General features: G+C 38.1%; 16 protein-coding genes. 14 read left to right on the top strand and 2 right to left on the bottom strand.

The features are described 5' to 3' along the window. Window positions 1-346: 346 nt before the first annotated feature. Entirely contained in the window at window positions 347-610 is a 264-nt protein-coding gene (locus LRP83_RS18340) for a hypothetical protein (protein ID WP_230498154.1), read from the bottom strand. 362 nt (window positions 611-972) lie between these two features. Between LRP83_RS18340 and LRP83_RS18335 the strand changes: the two genes are divergently transcribed. The 14 genes from LRP83_RS18335 to LRP83_RS18270 all read left to right on the top strand — a co-directional run bounded on the left by LRP83_RS18335 (window position 973) and on the right by LRP83_RS18270 (window position 18,159). Then, window positions 973-2,061 (top strand): iron-containing alcohol dehydrogenase family protein, encoded by a 1,089-nt coding sequence (locus LRP83_RS18335; RefSeq protein ID WP_230498153.1) that lies wholly within the window; start codon window positions 973-975, stop codon window positions 2,059-2,061. A gap of 23 nt (window positions 2,062-2,084) precedes the next feature. Then, window positions 2,085-3,068, top strand: a complete 984-nt coding sequence (locus tag LRP83_RS18330) for an ABC transporter substrate-binding protein (protein WP_230498152.1) — start codon at window positions 2,085-2,087, stop codon at window positions 3,066-3,068. A 108-nt stretch (window positions 3,069-3,176) separates the two neighbouring features. Further along, the gene (locus tag LRP83_RS18325; protein WP_230498151.1) at window positions 3,177-3,974 is read left to right on the top strand and encodes an ABC transporter permease; all 798 of its coding nucleotides are present in this window, start codon (window positions 3,177-3,179) and stop codon (window positions 3,972-3,974) included. Between the two features lies 1 nt (window position 3,975). Then, a complete protein-coding gene (locus LRP83_RS18320) occupies window positions 3,976-4,785 on the top strand; it encodes an ABC transporter ATP-binding protein (RefSeq protein WP_230498150.1) in 810 nt (269 codons plus the stop codon). 63 nt (window positions 4,786-4,848) lie between these two features. Further along, the gene (locus tag LRP83_RS18315; RefSeq protein ID WP_230498149.1) at window positions 4,849-6,027 is read left to right on the top strand and encodes an aminotransferase-like domain-containing protein; all 1,179 of its coding nucleotides are present in this window, start codon (window positions 4,849-4,851) and stop codon (window positions 6,025-6,027) included. A gap of 193 nt (window positions 6,028-6,220) precedes the next feature. Further along, the gene (locus tag LRP83_RS18310) at window positions 6,221-8,290 is read left to right on the top strand and encodes a DUF4179 domain-containing protein (RefSeq protein WP_230498148.1); all 2,070 of its coding nucleotides are present in this window, start codon (window positions 6,221-6,223) and stop codon (window positions 8,288-8,290) included. A 514-nt stretch (window positions 8,291-8,804) separates the two neighbouring features. Then, window positions 8,805-10,196, top strand: coding sequence for a M20/M25/M40 family metallo-hydrolase (locus LRP83_RS18305; protein WP_230498147.1), 1,392 nt, complete (start codon window positions 8,805-8,807; stop codon window positions 10,194-10,196). Beyond that, window positions 10,183-11,412, top strand: coding sequence for a M20 metallopeptidase family protein (locus tag LRP83_RS18300; protein WP_230498146.1), 1,230 nt, complete (start codon window positions 10,183-10,185; stop codon window positions 11,410-11,412). The genes LRP83_RS18305 and LRP83_RS18300 overlap by 14 nt, the downstream gene beginning before the upstream one ends. A gap of 3 nt (window positions 11,413-11,415) precedes the next feature. Continuing rightward, a complete protein-coding gene (locus LRP83_RS18295) occupies window positions 11,416-12,963 on the top strand; it encodes an ABC transporter substrate-binding protein (RefSeq protein ID WP_354002357.1) in 1,548 nt (515 codons plus the stop codon). A gap of 55 nt (window positions 12,964-13,018) precedes the next feature. Then, window positions 13,019-13,933, top strand: a complete 915-nt coding sequence (locus LRP83_RS18290; RefSeq protein ID WP_230498145.1) for an ABC transporter permease — start codon at window positions 13,019-13,021, stop codon at window positions 13,931-13,933. A 71-nt stretch (window positions 13,934-14,004) separates the two neighbouring features. Then, window positions 14,005-14,853: an ABC transporter permease gene (locus tag LRP83_RS18285; protein WP_230498159.1), complete on the top strand. Its 849-nt coding sequence runs from the start codon at window positions 14,005-14,007 to the stop codon at window positions 14,851-14,853. Window positions 14,854-14,864: 11 nt separating this feature from the next. Further along, complete coding sequence (locus tag LRP83_RS18280; protein WP_230498144.1) at window positions 14,865-15,830, top strand: ABC transporter ATP-binding protein; 966 nt, start codon at window positions 14,865-14,867, stop codon at window positions 15,828-15,830. Window positions 15,831-15,893: 63 nt separating this feature from the next. Continuing rightward, window positions 15,894-16,817: an ABC transporter ATP-binding protein gene (locus tag LRP83_RS18275; protein WP_230498158.1), complete on the top strand. Its 924-nt coding sequence runs from the start codon at window positions 15,894-15,896 to the stop codon at window positions 16,815-16,817. Between the two features lie 34 nt (window positions 16,818-16,851). Further along, entirely contained in the window at window positions 16,852-18,159 is a 1,308-nt protein-coding gene (locus LRP83_RS18270; protein ID WP_230498143.1) for a hypothetical protein, read from the top strand. 190 nt (window positions 18,160-18,349) lie between these two features. On the opposite strand, the gene LRP83_RS18265 is transcribed toward LRP83_RS18270, so the two are convergent. After that, window positions 18,350-19,234: a hypothetical protein gene (locus LRP83_RS18265; protein ID WP_230498142.1), complete on the bottom strand. Its 885-nt coding sequence runs from the start codon at window positions 19,232-19,234 to the stop codon at window positions 18,350-18,352. Window positions 19,235-19,288 lie beyond the last annotated feature (54 nt).

Raw genomic sequence — 19,288 nt, 5'->3', positions numbered from 1 at the left:
CCCTTAATTACGAAATAGCACTGAAAATAGCTTAAATAGACGGAAGGATTCCGGCTATTTACTCAAAAAACGTCAAAATGGGTCATTTCGCTTTGCTTAACCGGAAAAACTCCGCTTATATTACCCCGAACCAAGCCTAATTGGCAGTTTAACCGAAAAATTTACGCTTATTTTAATATCACTAGTTACTAAGAAACGTCCTAAGAATTGACATCACAATTGACACTTAATTTTGAATGTCCAATATGCTTTGTCCTATAAATTTCTTGTGTCATTACTGGTTAATGAGAAATCCCTAGCTTGATAATTAGCCAGGGATTCTTCATCGTTTTGTGTTCCAATCTTCTTATTCAAGTACCAAAAAATATTGAATTAAATTGGAGGAAATGGGGGTGATGGCATGGATCCGGTATCCAATACTTAATAGCTGTGATAAAGTTTCAGCACAATTTTCACGTGGAGGCTCAATTGGTGCATGGAAGCTTTTATATAAATTTGAAAACTTATTATCTACTGTACAGTGAAGCAAAACAACATGCCTCCCTGTCCACGCCTGACCTATTGTTGGTTGTGGGTGTGGTACCATTTGTCTTCTATTTCTCATCATCATACACCTTCAGTTATTGATACAATAATCTATGAAAACGAACAATTATGGTGCACCACTTTAAGTGGTGCAGATAATAAACAATTACTTGTAAGTTACTTTAAAAGTCACATTATTCCAATATGAAGATGCTAATGACCTGTTTTATAGGTTTTTAGCTTCTTTTTTTTTACTTGAAAAGGTTGGAAAAAAGGAATAAGTCCAAAATGAGATAGATGACCCTCCTCATGTATTCTAATATTTCGAACTATTATAAAATAATATATTGACATAAAATAGACGAACATTTATATTAATAAAGTAATATTTATATTTATGCATATCATATTTATATTTATGCATAACTTAGAAAGGGAGATTGTGTTGTGAATGTGACAATTGGCCCAGGTCAGTATGTTAGAAAAGCTGGAGTATTATCCGAAGTTGGAAATTACATAGAGAAGTTTGGAAAGACTGCCGTTCTGATCGGGGGGAAAACAAGTCTAGATGTTGTGGAAGGGAAATTAACAGAAAGTCTTTCTGCACATGGTATTTCTCTTATTCAGTCCCTATGGTACGGCGGAGAATCCTCTCGGAGCAATGTTGATAGTTTAATAGAACAGTTAAGCTCTTACAGCTACGATGTTTTGATCGTTGCGGGTGGAGGAAAGGCAATCGATACGGTTAAATCAGTGGCTTATTTTGTGAATAAACCACTTGTGGTGATACCGACTATTGCAGCGACTTGTGCAGCAGCCACACCGATTTGGATCCGCTACAGTGATGAAGGTGAGTTTGTTGAAATTGGTCGGGATTCTAAAGCGCCTGATTTCGTCATCGTAGATTCTTCTATTATTCTACATGCACCCGTACGTTATTTAATTGCTGGAATTGGCGATACTTTAGCAAAATGGTTTGAAACGAAATGCTCGATTAAAAAAGCTACTCCGACCATCCTTAATCAAACGGCGATTGCCATCGCAAGTCAGCTTTATCAAACGTTACTCCAAGAGGGGAAACAAGCAGTAACATCGATTGAAACTCAAAAACTAACAAGGGAATTAGAGGATATCATCGATGCAATTATTTTAGTAAGTGGAAGTGTTAGTGGTTATGGCGGAGATGATTGTCGAACCGCTGCGGCTCATGCGATTTACTCAGGATTAACCATCTTCCCTGAAGTTCACGATACTTATCATGGTGAAATCGTTGCCTTTGGCATCTTAGCTCAGCTTTGTATGGAAGGCGTCGACGAGGAAGAGGTTAAGTCATTAATTCACTATTATCAAGAAGTTGGTTTACCTTATACATTAAAACAAATGGGTATTACTAGCCTAACTGAGAAACAATGGAAACAACTTGGGGAAGTGACGGTTACGATTGAAGATATGGCAAATATGCCCTTTGAGGTCACACCTGAAATGGTCGTCACATCGGTCATGAAGGCAGATAAAATTGGAAATGAAATAAACTAATAGATACATAGGGGGATTCATCGGTGAAAAAATGGTTAGTTATCTTTTGTTCAGTATTATTAATTTTTACGTTAGCGGCATGTGGAAAAGAGCAATCTTCTGGTAGTTCAAAAAAGTCTTCTGAGCCATTAAAAGTGACTTTACCTACATGGACAGGCTATGGGCCGTTATTTTTAGCACAGGAAAAAGGGTTCTTTAAAGAAAATGGGATTGAAGTAGAGCTTTCGATTGTTGAAGGATTAGCTGAACGTAAACAAGCACTGGCTAGCGGCAAGATTGATGGGATGGCTACTGCGTTAGATGTTCAAGTTTCACTAGCGGCTTCTAAAATACCTGTAAGTGTTGTTTGGGTATTAGATGATTCTTATGGTGGAGATGGAATTCTAGTAAAAAATGATATTAATGGTATCCAAGACTTAAAAGGGAAAACAATGGCATTTGAAGTTGGTTCAACAAGCCATATGCTGGCATTAACGGCATTACAACAAGGTGGTTTAACAGAGGATGATGTGGAAGTTATCCAAATGTCTGCTGGGGATGCGGGTGCCGCTTTTGCAGCTGGTAAAGTAGATGCGGCGGTGACTTGGGAGCCTTGGTTATCAAAAGGTTCTGAAGCAAATGGAAAAATTTTATTAACAACAAAGGATTTACCAGGAATTATTGTTGATACGATTAGCTTTAAAGAGGATGTCATCAAAAATCGTCCCGAGGATGTAAAAGCATTTGTAAAAGCAATGGGTCAAGCAATGGACTTCTGGAAGTCAAACAAAGCAGAAGCTGATGAGATTATGGCAAAAGGACTTAAAATTGATACAGCTGAATTCGTCGCTACAGAAGAAGGTTTAAAGTTCTTTACAAAAGAGGATAATGCTGAATTATTTGGAACTAGTGACAACAAAGGTTCCATCTACGCAGCAGCAGAAAATGCGATTAAATTTTACAAAGAACAAGGGATTATTACGGAAGAACCAAATGTAGACGATGTAATTAACCCTAGTTTTCAATAAGAGTCTAACCGTTTATGTAACACCGTGATTGTGAAAAGCCTAACCTATGAGACAGTCATCATCTCATTTGTTAGGCTTTTAAAAGTTTAATAGAGATGGGTGAGTAGAATGCTAGCAAAATGGTTTACACCAAATAAAGAAATTCCAAAAAGTGTCTATACATCAGCAGGATTGATAACGTTTCTTTTATTTCTAGTATTTTGGAGCGTACTAAGCTATGGCGGTATCGTAAATCCTTTGTTTTTGCCAACACCGACTGTGGTTTTAGCAACGGCGATCGATTTATTGTTTAATGGTGAGTTGCTATCCAATATTGGCATTAGTTTTACAAGGGTATTAGTCGGATTTCTAGTGGCAGCACTTATCGGAATTCCATTAGGAATTTTAATGGGTTCGTTAAAAATTATGGAAGGGGCCTTTGAACCAATAATCGGATTTATTCGATATATGCCAGCTTCAGCCTTTATTCCGTTATTAATATTATGGATCGGTCTTGGTGAATCGGAGAAGATGAGTGTTATTTTCTTAGGTACCTTTTTTCAGCTGACGCTTATGATTATGGATGTGACGAAGAATGTCCAAAACGAGCTAATCGAGGTTTCCTATACGTTAGGGGCAAAGAAGCTGCAAGTATTTACAAAGGTTATTTTGCCAGCAGCATTACCGGGAATTGTAGATACACTTCGTATAACCTTTGGTTGGGCTTGGACGTATCTAGTGGTGGCCGAAATCGTTGGTGCCTCCAGTGGGTTAGGGTATATGATCATGCAGGCCTCTCGTTTCTTACAGCCTGATAAAATTATTGTTGGAATTTTAATAATCGGTTTACTTGGTCTGTTAACCGATATGATCTTTAAAGCGATTTATCGTGCTTCGTTTTCATGGATGAGAAAGGATGGTTTCTAGGATGGTCACTGCAGCTACAATGAATAGTCCACTAATTGGGACACCGAAGTTAGAAATTAAAGATGTCGGAAAAATTTTTAAAACAAAAAGTGGCGAGACAACAGCCTTAGAAAAAACATCCTTTACGATCAATGATGGGGAGTTTGTCACCATTTTAGGACCTTCTGGTTGCGGGAAATCGACTGTACTGCGAATTGTAGCAGGGTTGGAGGAAGCGACTTCCGGACAAGTGTTATTAGATGGCGAGGTCATTAATGGACCAGGACCTGATCGAGGAATGGTGTTTCAATCGTATACGTTATTTCCGTGGTTAAATGTTAAGGAAAATATTACATTTGGTCTAAAGCTAAATGGTGTATCTCAAAAGGAACGCGAGGATGTAGCTCGTCATTACCTACAATTAATCGGTTTAGAGGGCTTTGAAAATCACTATCCGATTCAGCTTTCGGGTGGAATGAAACAACGTGTGGCGATCGCGCGTGCCTTGGCCAATGATCCTAAGATTCTTTTAATGGACGAGCCGTTTGGCGCATTGGATGCCCAAACGAGAAATATTATGCAGGAAGTGCTGTTAAAGGCATGGGAGGAATCGAAGAAAACCATTCTATTCATCACCCATGATGTCGATGAATCTATTTTTCTCGCCGATTCTGTCTATGTGATGTCCGCTAGACCAGGGCGTCTAAAGAAAAAGGTTCCAATTTCAATTGAAAGGCCGCGAGGGTTTAGCGTAAAAGGGACTGTAGAATTTGCAGCCTATAAGGAAGAATTGCTGTCACTCATTAGAGAAGAGAGCTTAAAATCTATTTAATTGGTGTATGATTAAACTAGCATTTTTAAACAAGGTTTGATAAACGAAAGGTGTTTGGTGTATGTGAAGGTTGAAGCTTTTTTTCCTGAGAATATTAAAATTGCTCTTAAGAATGAGCCGCCCGGTGCGTGGATGCCGGTGCTTCCTGAAGGATGTATTCGATTAAGTTCTGGTTACCCGGATGCTTCTCTAGTTCCTACTATGGAGATAAAGGCGGCGGTTGCTAGATTGCTAGATGAGGAGCAGGATTTGCCTCTTCATTATCTCGGAAGTCCTCGAATGGATAAACTAAAGGCGCTCATCCAGAATAGAATGCAAGAGCGTAGTATGCCCGTTGCTGCTGAGGAGCTTATGATTACAGCTGGTGCCTGTCAGGCGATTGATTTAATTGCCCGTATTTTCCTTGATGAACAAGCGGTAGTCGTGGTAGAGGCTCCAACCTATATGGAGGCTTTGGAGATTTTTCAAAACTATACGAAGCAGGTTATTAGTGTACCTATCGATGAAGAAGGGCTTCAAACAGACCGGTTGGAAGCAATCCTCCAGGAACGTAAAAATGCAGGATTACCTTTGCCGAGGTTACTTTATACCATTCCTACCTTCCACAATCCAACTGGGACGACGTTGTCCCTTGAACGTCGAAAGCATTTAATAGCGCTTTCCGTTGAATATGATTTTGTCATTTTAGAGGATGATGCCTATGGAGAGCTTGCCTTTGATCAAAATCATTTGTCATTAAAAGCAATCGATAAGGACGGTCATGTTCTATATGTTGGGTCACTTTCCAAGGTTGTCGCGCCAGGTATGCGAGTAGGTTGGATAGCTGGGGCAAGTGAGTTCATTTCGGCCCTCAACTGGTTCAAAAAGGACCTTGACCATCCATTTGCCCAAAGCACCATGGCAGCTTACTTGGAAACTATAAATCTTGACGAACGACTAATACAATTAAAAGAAGTATATCGTCATAAATGTAAGACATTAATTGGTGCACTTGAAAAACATCTTCCTGAAAATGTAAGCTGGTATATTCCAAAAGGTGGTTACTTTGTATGGGTGAGAATTCCAGGAGTTGACACCGCAACACTATTAACACAAGCACTAGCAGAAGGAGTTTCCTTTATACCTGGCAAGTTTTTTTACCAAGATGATCAGAATGGCACAGAATACCTGCGCCTATCCTACAGCTTTGCTACCGAGAATGACATCGTTGATGGAGTTAAGAAATTAGGGAAGATTATATAGGAAGAATGCGTACGGTTTGAGGTCACTAGAAAGTACCTCTGAATAAATCGATAATACCTTGTTTTGTTTATTAGAATATTGTAAATAAAATAATCCCCCACCTTTGGTATAATAGTTCTGCAAAGAGCTAAAACCAAATGGGGGATTTTTTTATCGGAAAGTCCATAGCCGGTTCTTAAGGGGAGGGAACACAATGATGAACCCAGCAAAAATAGATCCCAATTCAATTGCAACTACAAGAGAAAAAGGCGTTGAATCTGTCGTTGATTGGTTCGAGCAGCATAAACATTCGTTCTATATACTTGGTTGGTCCTATCTTAGTAATCAGCAACAGCTGGAAGAGCTTTTTTACCGGGCAATAATAAAAGCCCATAAGGAATGGCATCGAATTAAAAGTAAAACATCATTCGAAATGGAGGTTACATCCATTTTCATACATACCTGCCGGGAGCTTTACAATGATAGAAGTTTACAAGCTTCAGAGGAAACACGACAGGGTGTATTTAAAGCACTTGATCAATTGAAAGAGCACGAGAAAGAAGCGTTAGTCCTTACTTATGTAAAAAGATTCTCTCAGGAGGAATCCGCACTTCTTCTTCAAGTTACAGTGGCAAAGATAAAAGAGCTTTTGTTTTCTGGAATCCAGTCACTTAGAAATGAAATGAAGTACGGTTCAACCTTTAATGGTTGTAAGGGGTATCATAAGGATTACATCGATTACTTAGAAAGAAAACTGGATCGATCGAAAAAGATTGATTTAGAGGTACATATTTATCATTGTCAAAACTGTCAAGAGGATCTGGCTACCTTTCAAGATGTTATGTTAACCATATCAGATATTACTGGTGGGATGGAAGATTTGCATGTGCCATCTGGTTTCATGGAGAATGTCAAAGCAAGGCTGGCAGAAGATGAAAAGCGCAGACAACAAAAGAACAAGAATCGTAAAAAAATGGGCAGTGTTTTAGCAAGTGTTTTCGTATTCGTTTTGGGTATCGGATTTTTTACAGGGGCTTTTACCAACCTGTACTATACATGGACAGAAGAAGATCTAGAATTACGGGCCTTTCTTCAACAAGACCTGGGTGAGAGGCTGAACATAGAAGCCGAAAATGATGGAGTGGAAATTAAGATCAAGAGTGTAATTGCTGATGATATTCAGACACTTGTTTTTTATGAAATAGTAGATACAAAAGAGGACAATCAATATGTAATGGATTTTCATAATGGGGTTTATATAGAGAACCAACATGAAATTATGAGCAATTTAGCCAATCCAATGTATTATCTTCCTAATTTTGAATCGGATATAAATAAAGAAGAAAAGAACGTGTATAAAGGAAAGATGAGTCTGCCTCCACTCAAAACGGATAATGGAACAATCAAACTCAAGATTACAAAGCTTCAGAAATTAGTCCGTGACTCTAGTAATCAGAATATCATGAACACAGAAGAAGCGATAGGGGAATGGTACTTCGAGATCCCTGTAACAAAAATGCCATCCACCGAATATGTATTGGATGAAGAAACAGAAATCGAGGGAATCCCGGTTCGATTTAAAAAACTAACCATTGCTCCATCAGCGACAATTCTGCAATATGGTATCAATACTGAACAGGCAGAGAAACGGATAGATGTTCTTAATTTTGACAATCTAGAAGTGAACAATAAAAAACTGAAAGCTGATATTTATGGTAGATCTTTTGTAGATTCAGCACAACAAGAAATGAATTGGTATACTTTCCAAAACCGATTTGACCCACTAATTGGAGAAAAACCAAAAGAGGTCAACGTTCAATTCGGATCTATTCATTTAACGTTTGAAGACCAGAAAACGATCGAACTGGATGCTACTCAGAAATATCCTCAAACCTTTGAATATGCAGGCAGTACCATCTCCATCGACAAGATAGAAGTTGGACAGCCTACCACTGTTGTCATAAGCAATCATGACATCGAGAATCGAGCATATGATATGCTTCAATTCAATATTGTAGGTGAAGATGAAAATGGTAATGAAACAGGTTCAATGGAGATGAATTCTGAAGGAGTGATTATTGATAAAAAGGGGAACAAATACGATTTGAACGAAATCCCTATTCCATTCGAGAAAATCGAGCGGCCTCGTTATTTCATTACCGTTCAAAACATGAAGTTACACGGTAACAACACAGGAGAAAAAGTAATACCTAAAAGGCTTGAGTTTTACGGATATAATACAACAAAATATTTGGATGATGTTGTGAAGATTTCGTTAGAATAAAAGTGAAGGGAGAAAGTACTTCAGAATTTACAGGGGCATATAATTTTAGCGATACCAGAGGGGATAATGCAGCTATCGTTAAGTCAAAAGCTATATTATCTTCCAGGAAATTAAATATTGCATAATAAGATTGCTTACATTCACAAAAAAGAGAGAATGTCAGGGACATCAGATGGATAAACCTCCATTTGTTGTCCCTTTTTATTTTATAACATAGCTTAAACAGTGTTAATAAGTCTTTTAGGAAATTATCCTTAATTATGAAAGCGTATCCAAGTTGTATTGCTTAGTGTTTTTATATGCAAATATCCAGGATTTTTTAGTGAAATAATAATGAATTTCTTCGCATTGTAATAAAAGCTTCTGGATTTAATTGAAAAGTGACTAAAGTACTATTTTTTTGAAAGATATGATTATTTTTAATTGTTGAATAATTCCATTGACTCACCATTTATCATCCATTAATATTAAGTAAATTAATTCGGAAATTTTCCGATAAAAGGGATGTGTTGAGTTGAACGAGTCTGTAAAATCGGTCATTAAAGAAAATCAAGAGCTCTATAAGCAATGGTTAATTGATTTCTGCGCCATTCCAAGTGTGGCGGCACAGAATAGAGGAATGGACGAGAGCTTAAAGTTTTTACAACATCTTTTTGATACATATGTGAAGGAAGACATTGAATTTATCCCAACGGGTGGTTACCCTGTCGCGTATTCCCATATTAAGTCGAAAGTACCTTATACCATTAGTTTTTATAACCATTACGATGTGCAACCAGAGGATCCAATTGAACTTTGGAACACTCCGCCGTTTGAAGCAACTGAAATTGATGGAAAGCTTTATGCTCGTGGAATCGCGGATAATAAAGGGAACTTAATTGCTCGCCTAGCTGCGATTCACGCAATGAAACAAGTCAATCCTGAATTGCCCATAAACGTAAAGTTCATTTTTGAAGGTGAAGAAGAGATTGGCAGTGTAAACTTACCTGCATTTGCAGAAAAGCACGCTGATAAAATCCAGTCTGACGGAAACATTTGGGAGTTTGGATATCGGGATGCCGATGATCGTCTACAAGTAAGCCTTGGTGTTAAAGGAATGGTATATGTTGAACTTTCTGTTGAAGTAGCGAACACTGACCTTCATTCTGCGAATGCAACAATCATTGAAAGTCCTGCATGGAGACTTGTTTGGGCATTATCGACCTTAAAGGATCAAAATGACCGAATATTAATTCCAGGCTTTTATGATGATGTGATTCCGCCTACAGAAGAAGAAATGAGCGCTCTTTCCCAATATTTATATGATGAAAAAGCAAACAAAGAGTATCTAGAAATCTCAAGATTCGTTAATAATCTATCTGGAATAGATTTGAAGAGAAAGCATTTGTTTGAACCTACTTGTAATATTTGTGGAATTGATTCTGGATACAAAGGCGAAGGCTCTAAAACGGTTTTACCACATAAAGCATTTGCAAAATTAGATTTCCGATTAGTCCCTGGACAGGATCCTAATAAAATTCTTCAGTTATTACGAAACCATCTAGATGAAAAAGGATTTAAAGATATTGAGATGAAGGTGTTTGGAACAGAATTTGCAGCCAGAACACATCCGAATGAACTTTTGGCAAAAGCGGTCATTGAAACCATTACCGAGAATACGGATGTACCTCCAAATATTGTCCCTAATACACCTGGCACTGGCCCAATGTATGATCTGTGTCAGCGTTATGGTATTCCATCTGTTTCATTTGGAGTCGGTAACTTTGCTTCTAACAATCATGCGCCAAACGAAAATATTAGATTAATAGATTTCTATGAACATATTGAGCTTGTGGCTGATGTAGTAGAGAGATTTGCAAATAAATTACAAAGTGAAGGTGTAGATTCCAATTATGCAACTAACTAATAAGGATGCTTTTTCTAAAGTAGAAGCCAACTATCCAAAAATTAATGAAGCCATTATTCGAAATCTCGATGAAATCATTGCCATTCGCAGAGATTTCAGAAAGCATCCAGAATTGGCATTTGAAGAAAAACGTACCGCTTCCATTGTAGCGAGCTACTTACGTCAGTGGGGATACGAAGTCCAAGAGCATGTTGGGGGTACAGGTGTTGTTGGTTTATTGAATGGAAAACAACCCGGTAAAGTAATGGGTTTACGCGCAGACATGGACGCATTACCAATGCCAGATGAAATTTCAGCTTCCTATAAAAGCTTAAATGACGGCATTGCCCATACTTGTGGCCATGATGTACACACAGCAAACTTGTTAGGTGTGGCAAAAGTATTTAGTGAAATTGGTTTAGAAAAAGGAACATTGAAATTCATTTTCCAACCAGCTGAAGAAATTGGACAAGGTGCTAAAGCGATGATTGATGACGGTGTGATGGAAAATCCAAAAGTGGACTTCATGGCGGGTTTACATGTCAACCCGACTTTAAATGTAGGTGAATTTTCCTTAACAAACGCCGAATACACTTGTGGTGCCGTTGATATTTTTGAACTAGTCGTTGAAGGAAAGGGTGGACATGCCGCTCATCCACATTTAGCAGTTGATGCTGTTATGATTTCTGCTCAGGTGCTAGTAGCACTGCAACAAATTGCGAGTCGTCAGGTTGATCCTTTAAAACCAGTTGTGCTAAGTGTCGGTCAAATTCAAGGCGGTACAAAAGGAACCATCCTTCCGAATACCGTGACGATGAATGGAACAGTACGCACATTAGATCCGAGTGTTCGCGACCAAGTGCCCCAATCAATGGAAAAAATTGCAACGCAAATTGCCGAAGCATACGGTGGAAAAGCGTATTTAGATTATCAAAAAGTGACACCATCTATCAAATCAGATGCAGCAGCAAGAGTAGCTTTAAGCGAGCTTGTCGTAGATTTATTTGGAAAAGAATCATTTAAATGGGTTAATCCATCAATGGGTGGAGAAGATTTCGCCTATTTCTCACAACTAGTTCCATCTGTTTTCTTTAGACTAGGAACAAAATCGAGTGACGATACGGCATATGGCAATCATCATCCTAAATTTAATGTGGATGAAGAGGCGATTCGATTTGGCATGACAGTATTTAGTGTTCTAACTCAGCGATATTTAAATGAAGAAGAGGGGAAATAAACAGTGAAAAAGTCCTTTATGACGGTATTAATCATTCTAGCATTAGTTCTTTCAGCGTGTAGCAGTAAAAGCGGTACTTCATCGGAAACAAAAGGTGAACCAGTGGAAAACAGTGATTCAAAAACATTAATTGTTGCAAACGGTACAGATATGGTGACATTTGATATTCATGATCACAACACAACAAGCTCAGAAGCAATTCACGTAAATATGTTCAACTATTTAGTGAGAAATACTCCTGATGGTTTAGTAAGTGATTTAGCGGAAAGCTTTGAAACTGTCGATGAACTTACTTGGTCATTTAAATTGAAGGAAGGGGTAACCTTCCATAATGGTGACCCACTAACGGCAGAAGATGTGAAATTTACATTAGATCGTGTGGCAAAGGATGATACATTACTCGAACACGGTAACTATAAACAAATTAAAGAAGTAGTTGTGAAAAGTGATTTAGAGTTCGATATTATTACAGAAAACCCAGAACCAGCATTTTTAAACCGTTTATCACGCTTAGGTTCTAGTATTCTACCAAAAAATTATATCGAAACTGAAGGCTGGGAAGTATTTTTAGAAAGCCCGGTTGGAACTGGTCCTTACAAGTTTAAAGAATGGAAGAAAGATGATCGTGTAGTACTTGTGAAGAATGATAATTATTTTGGTGATGCTCCAAAATGGGATGAGGTCATATTCCGTAGTATTCCAGAAGATTCAACACGCGTATCTGAACTTTTAACAGGTGGGGTTGATATCGCGGTAAATATTCCTCCTACAGATATTGAACGTATTGAGTCAACAGACGGTGTGGGAATTGTTAAATCTCCAACTCAACGCGTCATGATGCTTGGTGCTCGTACAAAAGGCGATGGTCCAACGGCAGATCCACGTATTCGTGAAGCCATTGATTTAGCCATCGATAAACAAGCGATTGTCGATTCATTATTAGATGGAGCAGGTACAGTAACAAGAACACGTGTCACGCCAGGTAACGTGGGAGCAAATGAAAGTCTTTATGGTGTTTCCCTTTATGATCAAGACCGTGCTCGTGAATTAATTGCTGAAGCAGGATATGCAGATGGCCTAACATTAAAGATGCAATCTCCAAATGGACGTTACTTGAAGGATAAAGAATCAGCAGAATTAATGGTTGCCATGCTTGCCGAGGTAGGAATTACAGTAGAACTTGAATTGTTAGAATGGAGCACATTCGCAACACGTTATGCGGAAAAATCTTTTAATGATTTATTCTTTATCGCCTACGGAAACTCCATGTTTGATGCATCACTAGCACTTGACCGTTTGAAGAAAGAAAATGCTGCAGGAGAAACAGATTACGATAATCCTGAAACGGAAAGCTTATTAGTAGCAGCTGAAAAGAATATGAATCCAGAAGAACGTGTTCAACAATACCAACAAGCACAAGAACTAATTGCAGAAGATCGTCCGCAAATCTATTTATATCAATTAGATTCAATTTATGGAATCAATGAACGGATTAACTTTACCCCACGATTAGATGAAATGTTCTATGTTGATGAAATTACATTGAAATAAGAAAGGGGGGGAGGTTTAATCCCCCTTTTTTATTTACCTAGGGAGGCGATGACATATGAAGTACTTAATTCAAAATTTACTAAAGACCATTCCTGTCTTCATTCTTATTTCTTTAATCGTATTCGTATTAGTACGAGTAACTGGTGATCCAGTGTCATTATTGCTTCCTGAAACAGCCACGGATGCAGAAAGAGAATCATTAAGAGAATCGTTAGGATTTAATGACCCTTTATATATGCAATATCTTCATTATATGAGTGATGTTGTTCGTGGAGATTTTGGTGAATCCTTACGATATAACACAGATGCTTTAGCTATTATTCTAGAAAGATTACCAGCAACATTAGAACTAGCGATTGCATCAATGATAGTAGCGATTTTAATAGCGATTCCATTAGGAATTCTCTCCGCTATGAAACGAAATACCTTTCTTGATTTGTTTATTACAGGCGGAGCGGTGCTCGGAAAAGCGATGCCAAGCTTTTGGTTAGGAATCATGTTAATTCTATTATTATCAGTTGTTTTTCAAATCTTCCCTGTTTCTGGTCGAGATTCTTTAATGCATTTAGTGTTACCTGCCATCACGTTAGGTACTGGGATTGCGGCAGAAATGACACGACTAATTCGCTCGAGCATGCTTGAAATACTTGGTCAGGATTTTGTAAGAACAGCCAGAAGTAAAGGACTGAGAGAAGCAGTTGTCGTGAATATCCATGCATTCAGAAATGCATTAATTCCCGTTGTCACGATTATGGCGTTACAAACCTCTACTCTTATTGGTGGAACGCTTATTACAGAGACCGTATTTGCATGGCCAGGTATGGGACAATTACTCGTACAGGCAGTGAATTTACGTGATATGGCCGTTGTTCAAGCAGCAACGTTTTTAATTGCCTTTTTTGTTATACTAAGCAATTTACTCGCAGATTTACTTTATCGATTGCTCGATCCACGTATTAAATACAATTAAGGAGGTTGAAGTGGATGAATGTCGTTATTGAGGAAAAAGTCACTTCGAATCCCAATCCTGTGACGAAGCGCATGAAAAAGCAAGCTTTCCGATTGTTAAAAAGTAAAACAGGAATGCTGGGCATCATTATTGTATTTTTCGTAACGCTAATGGCCGTTTTTGCACCGGTATTGGCTCCCTTTGACCCTGCCAAAACAAATGTCGTAAGCCGGTTACTTCCTCCCTTTTGGATGGAAGGTGGAACGACTGAATATTTATTAGGAACGGATAATTTAGGTCGAGATATCTTAAGCCGAATTATTTACGGTTCGCGAATTTCATTAATGGTAGGAATTGCCGCGGTTATTGTTGCAGGAGCGATTGGCATGATTTTAGGACTTATCGCCGGCTATTATGGAAAAATTTTCGATTTTATTATTATGAGAACAGTAGATTCAATCCTAGCGATTCCAACCATTTTATTTATGTTAATTGTCCTAGCTGTACTTGGTCCTAGTATCCCTACTCTTATTCTAGTACTAGGTGGTACGTCATGGGTAACGTATGCGAGGATGGTCCGGTCTGAAACATTAAGTGTAAAAGAACGAGATTATGTAAGATCGGCTAAAGCTATCGGAGCAAAAGACTTCCGAATCATTACAAAATATATTTTGCCAAACGTTATTTCATCCTTTATCGTCATTGCAACGTTAAATGTAGCAACAATCATTATCTTAGAAGCAAGTTTAAGTTTCCTAGGATTAGGAATTCAACCACCTGACGTATCTTGGGGACTTATGTTAAGTGATGGACGACAATATATAGCTACAAGCTGGTGGGTTGCGACCTTCCCTGGCTTAGCGATTACGATTACCGTTTTAGGTGTGATTTTCTTAGGTGACTGGTTACGAGATGAATTGGATCCTAAAATGAAAGATTAGAGGTGAGTGTTATGGCTGCTACTAAACTAATGGAAGTTGAAGATTTAAAGGTTCGTTTCAAAACAGAGAATGGTTATGTTTCCACCGTTAATGGCGTTACTTTCTCCATCCTAGAAGGTGAAACACTTGCCATCGTTGGAGAATCAGGAAGTGGTAAAAGTGTTACGTCTTTAGCATTAATGGGCATTCTTCCTTCGAACGGTGAAGTATATGAAGGTGAAATGACGTTTAAAGATAAGGATTTAAGAAAACTATCAAAAAAGGAATATAGAGGACTACGTGGAAAGGAAATCTCGATGATTTTCCAAGAACCAATGACCGCCTTAAATCCTGTTTTTACAATTGGTTTTCAATTAAGAGAAACGATTATTCTTCATTTTAAAATGAAAAAAGAACAAGCGCATCAACGTGGTATTGAAATGCTGCAGCTAGTTGGAATACCGGATGCAGAAAAAGTGATGACACGATTCCCGCATCAATTGTCTGGTGGGATGCGACAACGCGTGATGATTGCCATCGCCTTATCCTGTAATCCAAGTTTGTTAATTGCAGATGAGCCAACAACGGCACTGGATGTTACGATACAAGCACAAATTTTAACGCTGATGCGCAATTTAAAAAAGAATTCTAATACAAGTATCATGATTATCACCCATGATTTAGGTGTAGTAGCTGAAATTGCTGACCGTGTCATTGTTATGTACGCAGGGGAAGTAGTAGAGGAAGCACCTGTCTATGAACTTTTTGAAAATCCAATGCATCCTTATACAAAAGGATTAATGGCATCGATTCCAAAAGTGCATGATGTGGTAGACGACTTGTATTCAATAGAAGGAACTGTACCTAATCCAGCCGATATGCCAGCGGGCTGTAAGTTTCATCCAAGATGTCCACTTGCCAGTGCCGAATGTACGAAAATTCGACCAGAGCTTAAACAGATGAATGAACAGCATGCTGTCAGATGTATAAAAGTTTAGGAGGTGATTCGCTTGGAACAAACAGCAATATTAGAAATTAAAAATTTGAAAAAGCATTTTGTCATGACCAAAGGTATAATAAAGAAGAATACGACAAAAGTACGAGCGGTGGATGGACTGAATTTTGATGTCTATCAAGGAGAAACACTAGGAATAGTTGGTGAAAGTGGTTGTGGTAAATCAACAACGGGTCAGCTCATTTTAGGACTTCTTGATGCGACAGAGGGAAATATTTATTTCCAAAATAGAGACTTAGCTGTGTTGTCACAGGAAGAACTTCGCAAAGCACGTCGCGATTTGCAAGTCATATTCCAAGATCCCTATTCATCGTTGAATCCAAGGATGACTGTGGAAGAACTTATCGGTGAACCATTGGTTGTTCATAAATTAGCAAGTGGGAAGAAACTAAGAGAAGAAGTTATTGAACTTATGAAATTGGTAGGACTTGGTGAGCATCAATTAAAACGATTTCCGCATGAATTCAGTGGGGGGCAGCGCCAACGGATTGGCATAGCACGTGCATTGGCACTAAAGCCGAAAGTGATTGTTTGTGATGAAGCGGTTTCTGCACTAGATGTATCCATTCAAGCGCAAATCTTGAATTTGTTAAAAAAGTTACAACGTGAATTAGGCTTAACCTATGTCTTTATTGCACATGGTTTACCAGCAGTTCGTCATATTAGTGACCGAATTGGTGTTATGTATTTAGGGCGTATGGTGGAGCTATCGGATCGGGATGAGATTTTTGAAAAACCATTGCACCCTTATACACAAGCATTATTAGATTCGGTGCCGATTCCTGATCCAAAACTTAGGAAAGAACATCAATTGATTGAAGGGGAAATTCCAAACCCAAGTAATCCTCCAAGTGGTTGTCATTTTCATCCGCGTTGTCCGTACGCGACAGACCGATGCCGCCAGGAAGATCCAGAATACCGTGAAATCATGCCGAAGCATTTCGTTGCCTGTCACCATCCTTTACTATAAAAAGGTTATAAGAGATTAAGGAGTTAAGAATACCATGAAAATAAAAATTGGGGCCATTGGCGCAGCTGATACTTTGCAAAAAATAATTGAAGTTGCAAGTAGAGATTCACGAATCGAATTAGTCGGTTTTGAATATACAAACTATGAAGAGTTGTCTACGATTTTAGGACAAAATCGCTATAAAGTAGATCAGTGGATTTTCTCCGGTCAAACCCCTTATTTTTATGCGATTGAACATGAACTAATTACACCTGAAGAGGCAAGTTTTCCACCTTTACACGGTATTAGTTTTTTAGGCACCTATGTGCATGCCATCCAAGATCAAGGTGGATTCGTCCAAAAAGTGAGCTTAGATACGGTTGATGAGAAAACCGTACAGCTTGTTTTAGATGAGTTTTCCATTCAAGACCTATCAATAAAATTGTACCCTTATAATAACTATGTGCCACACCAAGAAATTGTTGATTTTCATGTTTCTCACTATGAAAAGGGGGAAACTGAAGTTGCCTTCACATGGTTATATTGGGTTTATCTGGAACTGCAAAAACGAGGAATACCTTGTTATCGCCTAGTTCCAGCACAATTTTCTATCCAAACCGTATTAAACTTTTTGGTAAGTCGTGCCAGTACACAAGTTTATGAAAAATCAAAAGTATTTATTTTAGGATTTGATGTTTGGGAACAGGATGGAAAGTATTCAATTTATGAAAAACGGAGACTACGCTTAGAATTCGAATTGGAATTAGTAGAGTTAGCTGAGAAATTAAACGCAACATTAAGGGAAGAAAATGGGCGCCTATACATTTACACAACCCAAGGTGATTTTGAATTGTCAATGGATGATCAATCCTTTATTCAAACTGTTCGAGGAATAGAAGTTGCTTCAGAGCTCCGCATAAATGTAGGAATTGGCTCTGGTTATACAGTAGTTGAGGCGAAAAAGCATGCGATCATTGCCTGTGAAAAAGGTAAACTTCATAAGGGGTCTCAAATCCTATATGTAAATGAAGAAAAGAAATTAATCGATTATTCTGGTGAACAAGAACAATCTATGGATAACCGAAGTCTACCTGAATTTTGGCAAGAGGTATTAGAGGAAAATGACTACTCAACAATTATTCCTTCCAAAATATATAACTTCATTCAGCTAAAACGAATTGGACAATTCGGAAGTGAGTTGATTACCAATTTATTAAAAAACACTGACCGAAATACACGGAGGATTTTAACCGATTTAGAAAAGATGGGTTTAGTGGAAGTCGTCGGTGAGGAATCTTCAGGTAAACGAGGTCGACCGAAAAAAATCTATCAAATTGTATCGGAAAAAATTGAGCAACATTAAAACGGTTGTTAGAAATATAAAGGAGATGATTCTTCTACGAACAGTAACTAAATTTAACAAAGACGAATATTAAAAAGCCCCACTTGTAATCCAAGTGGGATAATACTTTGCTTAAAGAACCTGATAATGCTGTGTAGATGTCTAGACCAACACTTTAGTGATTAAAAGCTTTGCAGAATAGTACGTAAAGTCAGTTCAGGATATGGTAGTTTTTGATTGTAATAATTCTGTTAATGTAGAATTTCCTCATGTATGTCTTCGCCTTCGGAGGATATACACTGTCGATTACGATGGACTCTTTCCCGTTGCTTTCCTTTCTAATTTCTCCGGTAACAAAAAAGCCAGGAATAACTAATTTACTAGGCAGATTTTGAATATCATATACTTTGTTAGTTTTACTATCCTTCAAAGTAACGGTGTTATCAGTAAGCCCGGAAATTTCAAAGCAGCCATGAATGGTATCCATTTTTGAGGATTGCTTTTTTAAAGCCTTTTCAAACTCTTTTTGAGGGTCACAATCCCTGAGGTGAAGATTGGGGTGGTGATTAAGTAAACGTTCACAAACTTTTAAATCTGCTATAGCTTCCTCAGAGTAGACTTCAATGACTTTGAAGACAGAAGTGCAGACTCGTTTATCAAGCCAACTGACAAACTTTTTCAACTGATATAAAAGGGTTTCGACTTCATTTTCTTCAGGAGTGATTTTCATAAGATGAGGAATGCAATTGCTGATAAATTCTTCCCAAAAACGTGGTTGGCAAGCTTTCCAAGAGGGGGGACACTGATTTTCTAGAATGGTAGTTAGGTAATTCGCAAATATTCGCAAGAATTCGTTCCGTGCCTGATCCAGAGGTTTTTCCTGTTTATAGGCAATTAAATCATTTCCATAAAACTCTAGCAAACCACGATGCCGCATATCGAATTCGGAACTAATCGCTAGATTCTTTAAGAACACTTGCTGGTCTCTCGGACTAGGAAACTGAACCATTTTCGTACCAATATGCAGCTTTTTCTTACAACAATCCGCTTTCTTCCTGCCACTTCCGCAAGAACATAATAAAGATATCCTCGGCATAAAACAAACCAACCCTTTCAAAATAAAGTATTGTAAAAATGGAAATAAAAAGCT

Origin of the sequence: Pseudoneobacillus rhizosphaerae (assembly GCF_917563885.1) — a bacterium.
Classification (GTDB): domain Bacteria; phylum Bacillota; class Bacilli; order Bacillales; family Cytobacillaceae; genus Pseudoneobacillus; species Pseudoneobacillus rhizosphaerae.
The sequence above is the reverse complement of the archived record's forward strand: the minus strand, read 5'-3'. Positions and strand labels throughout refer to the sequence as shown.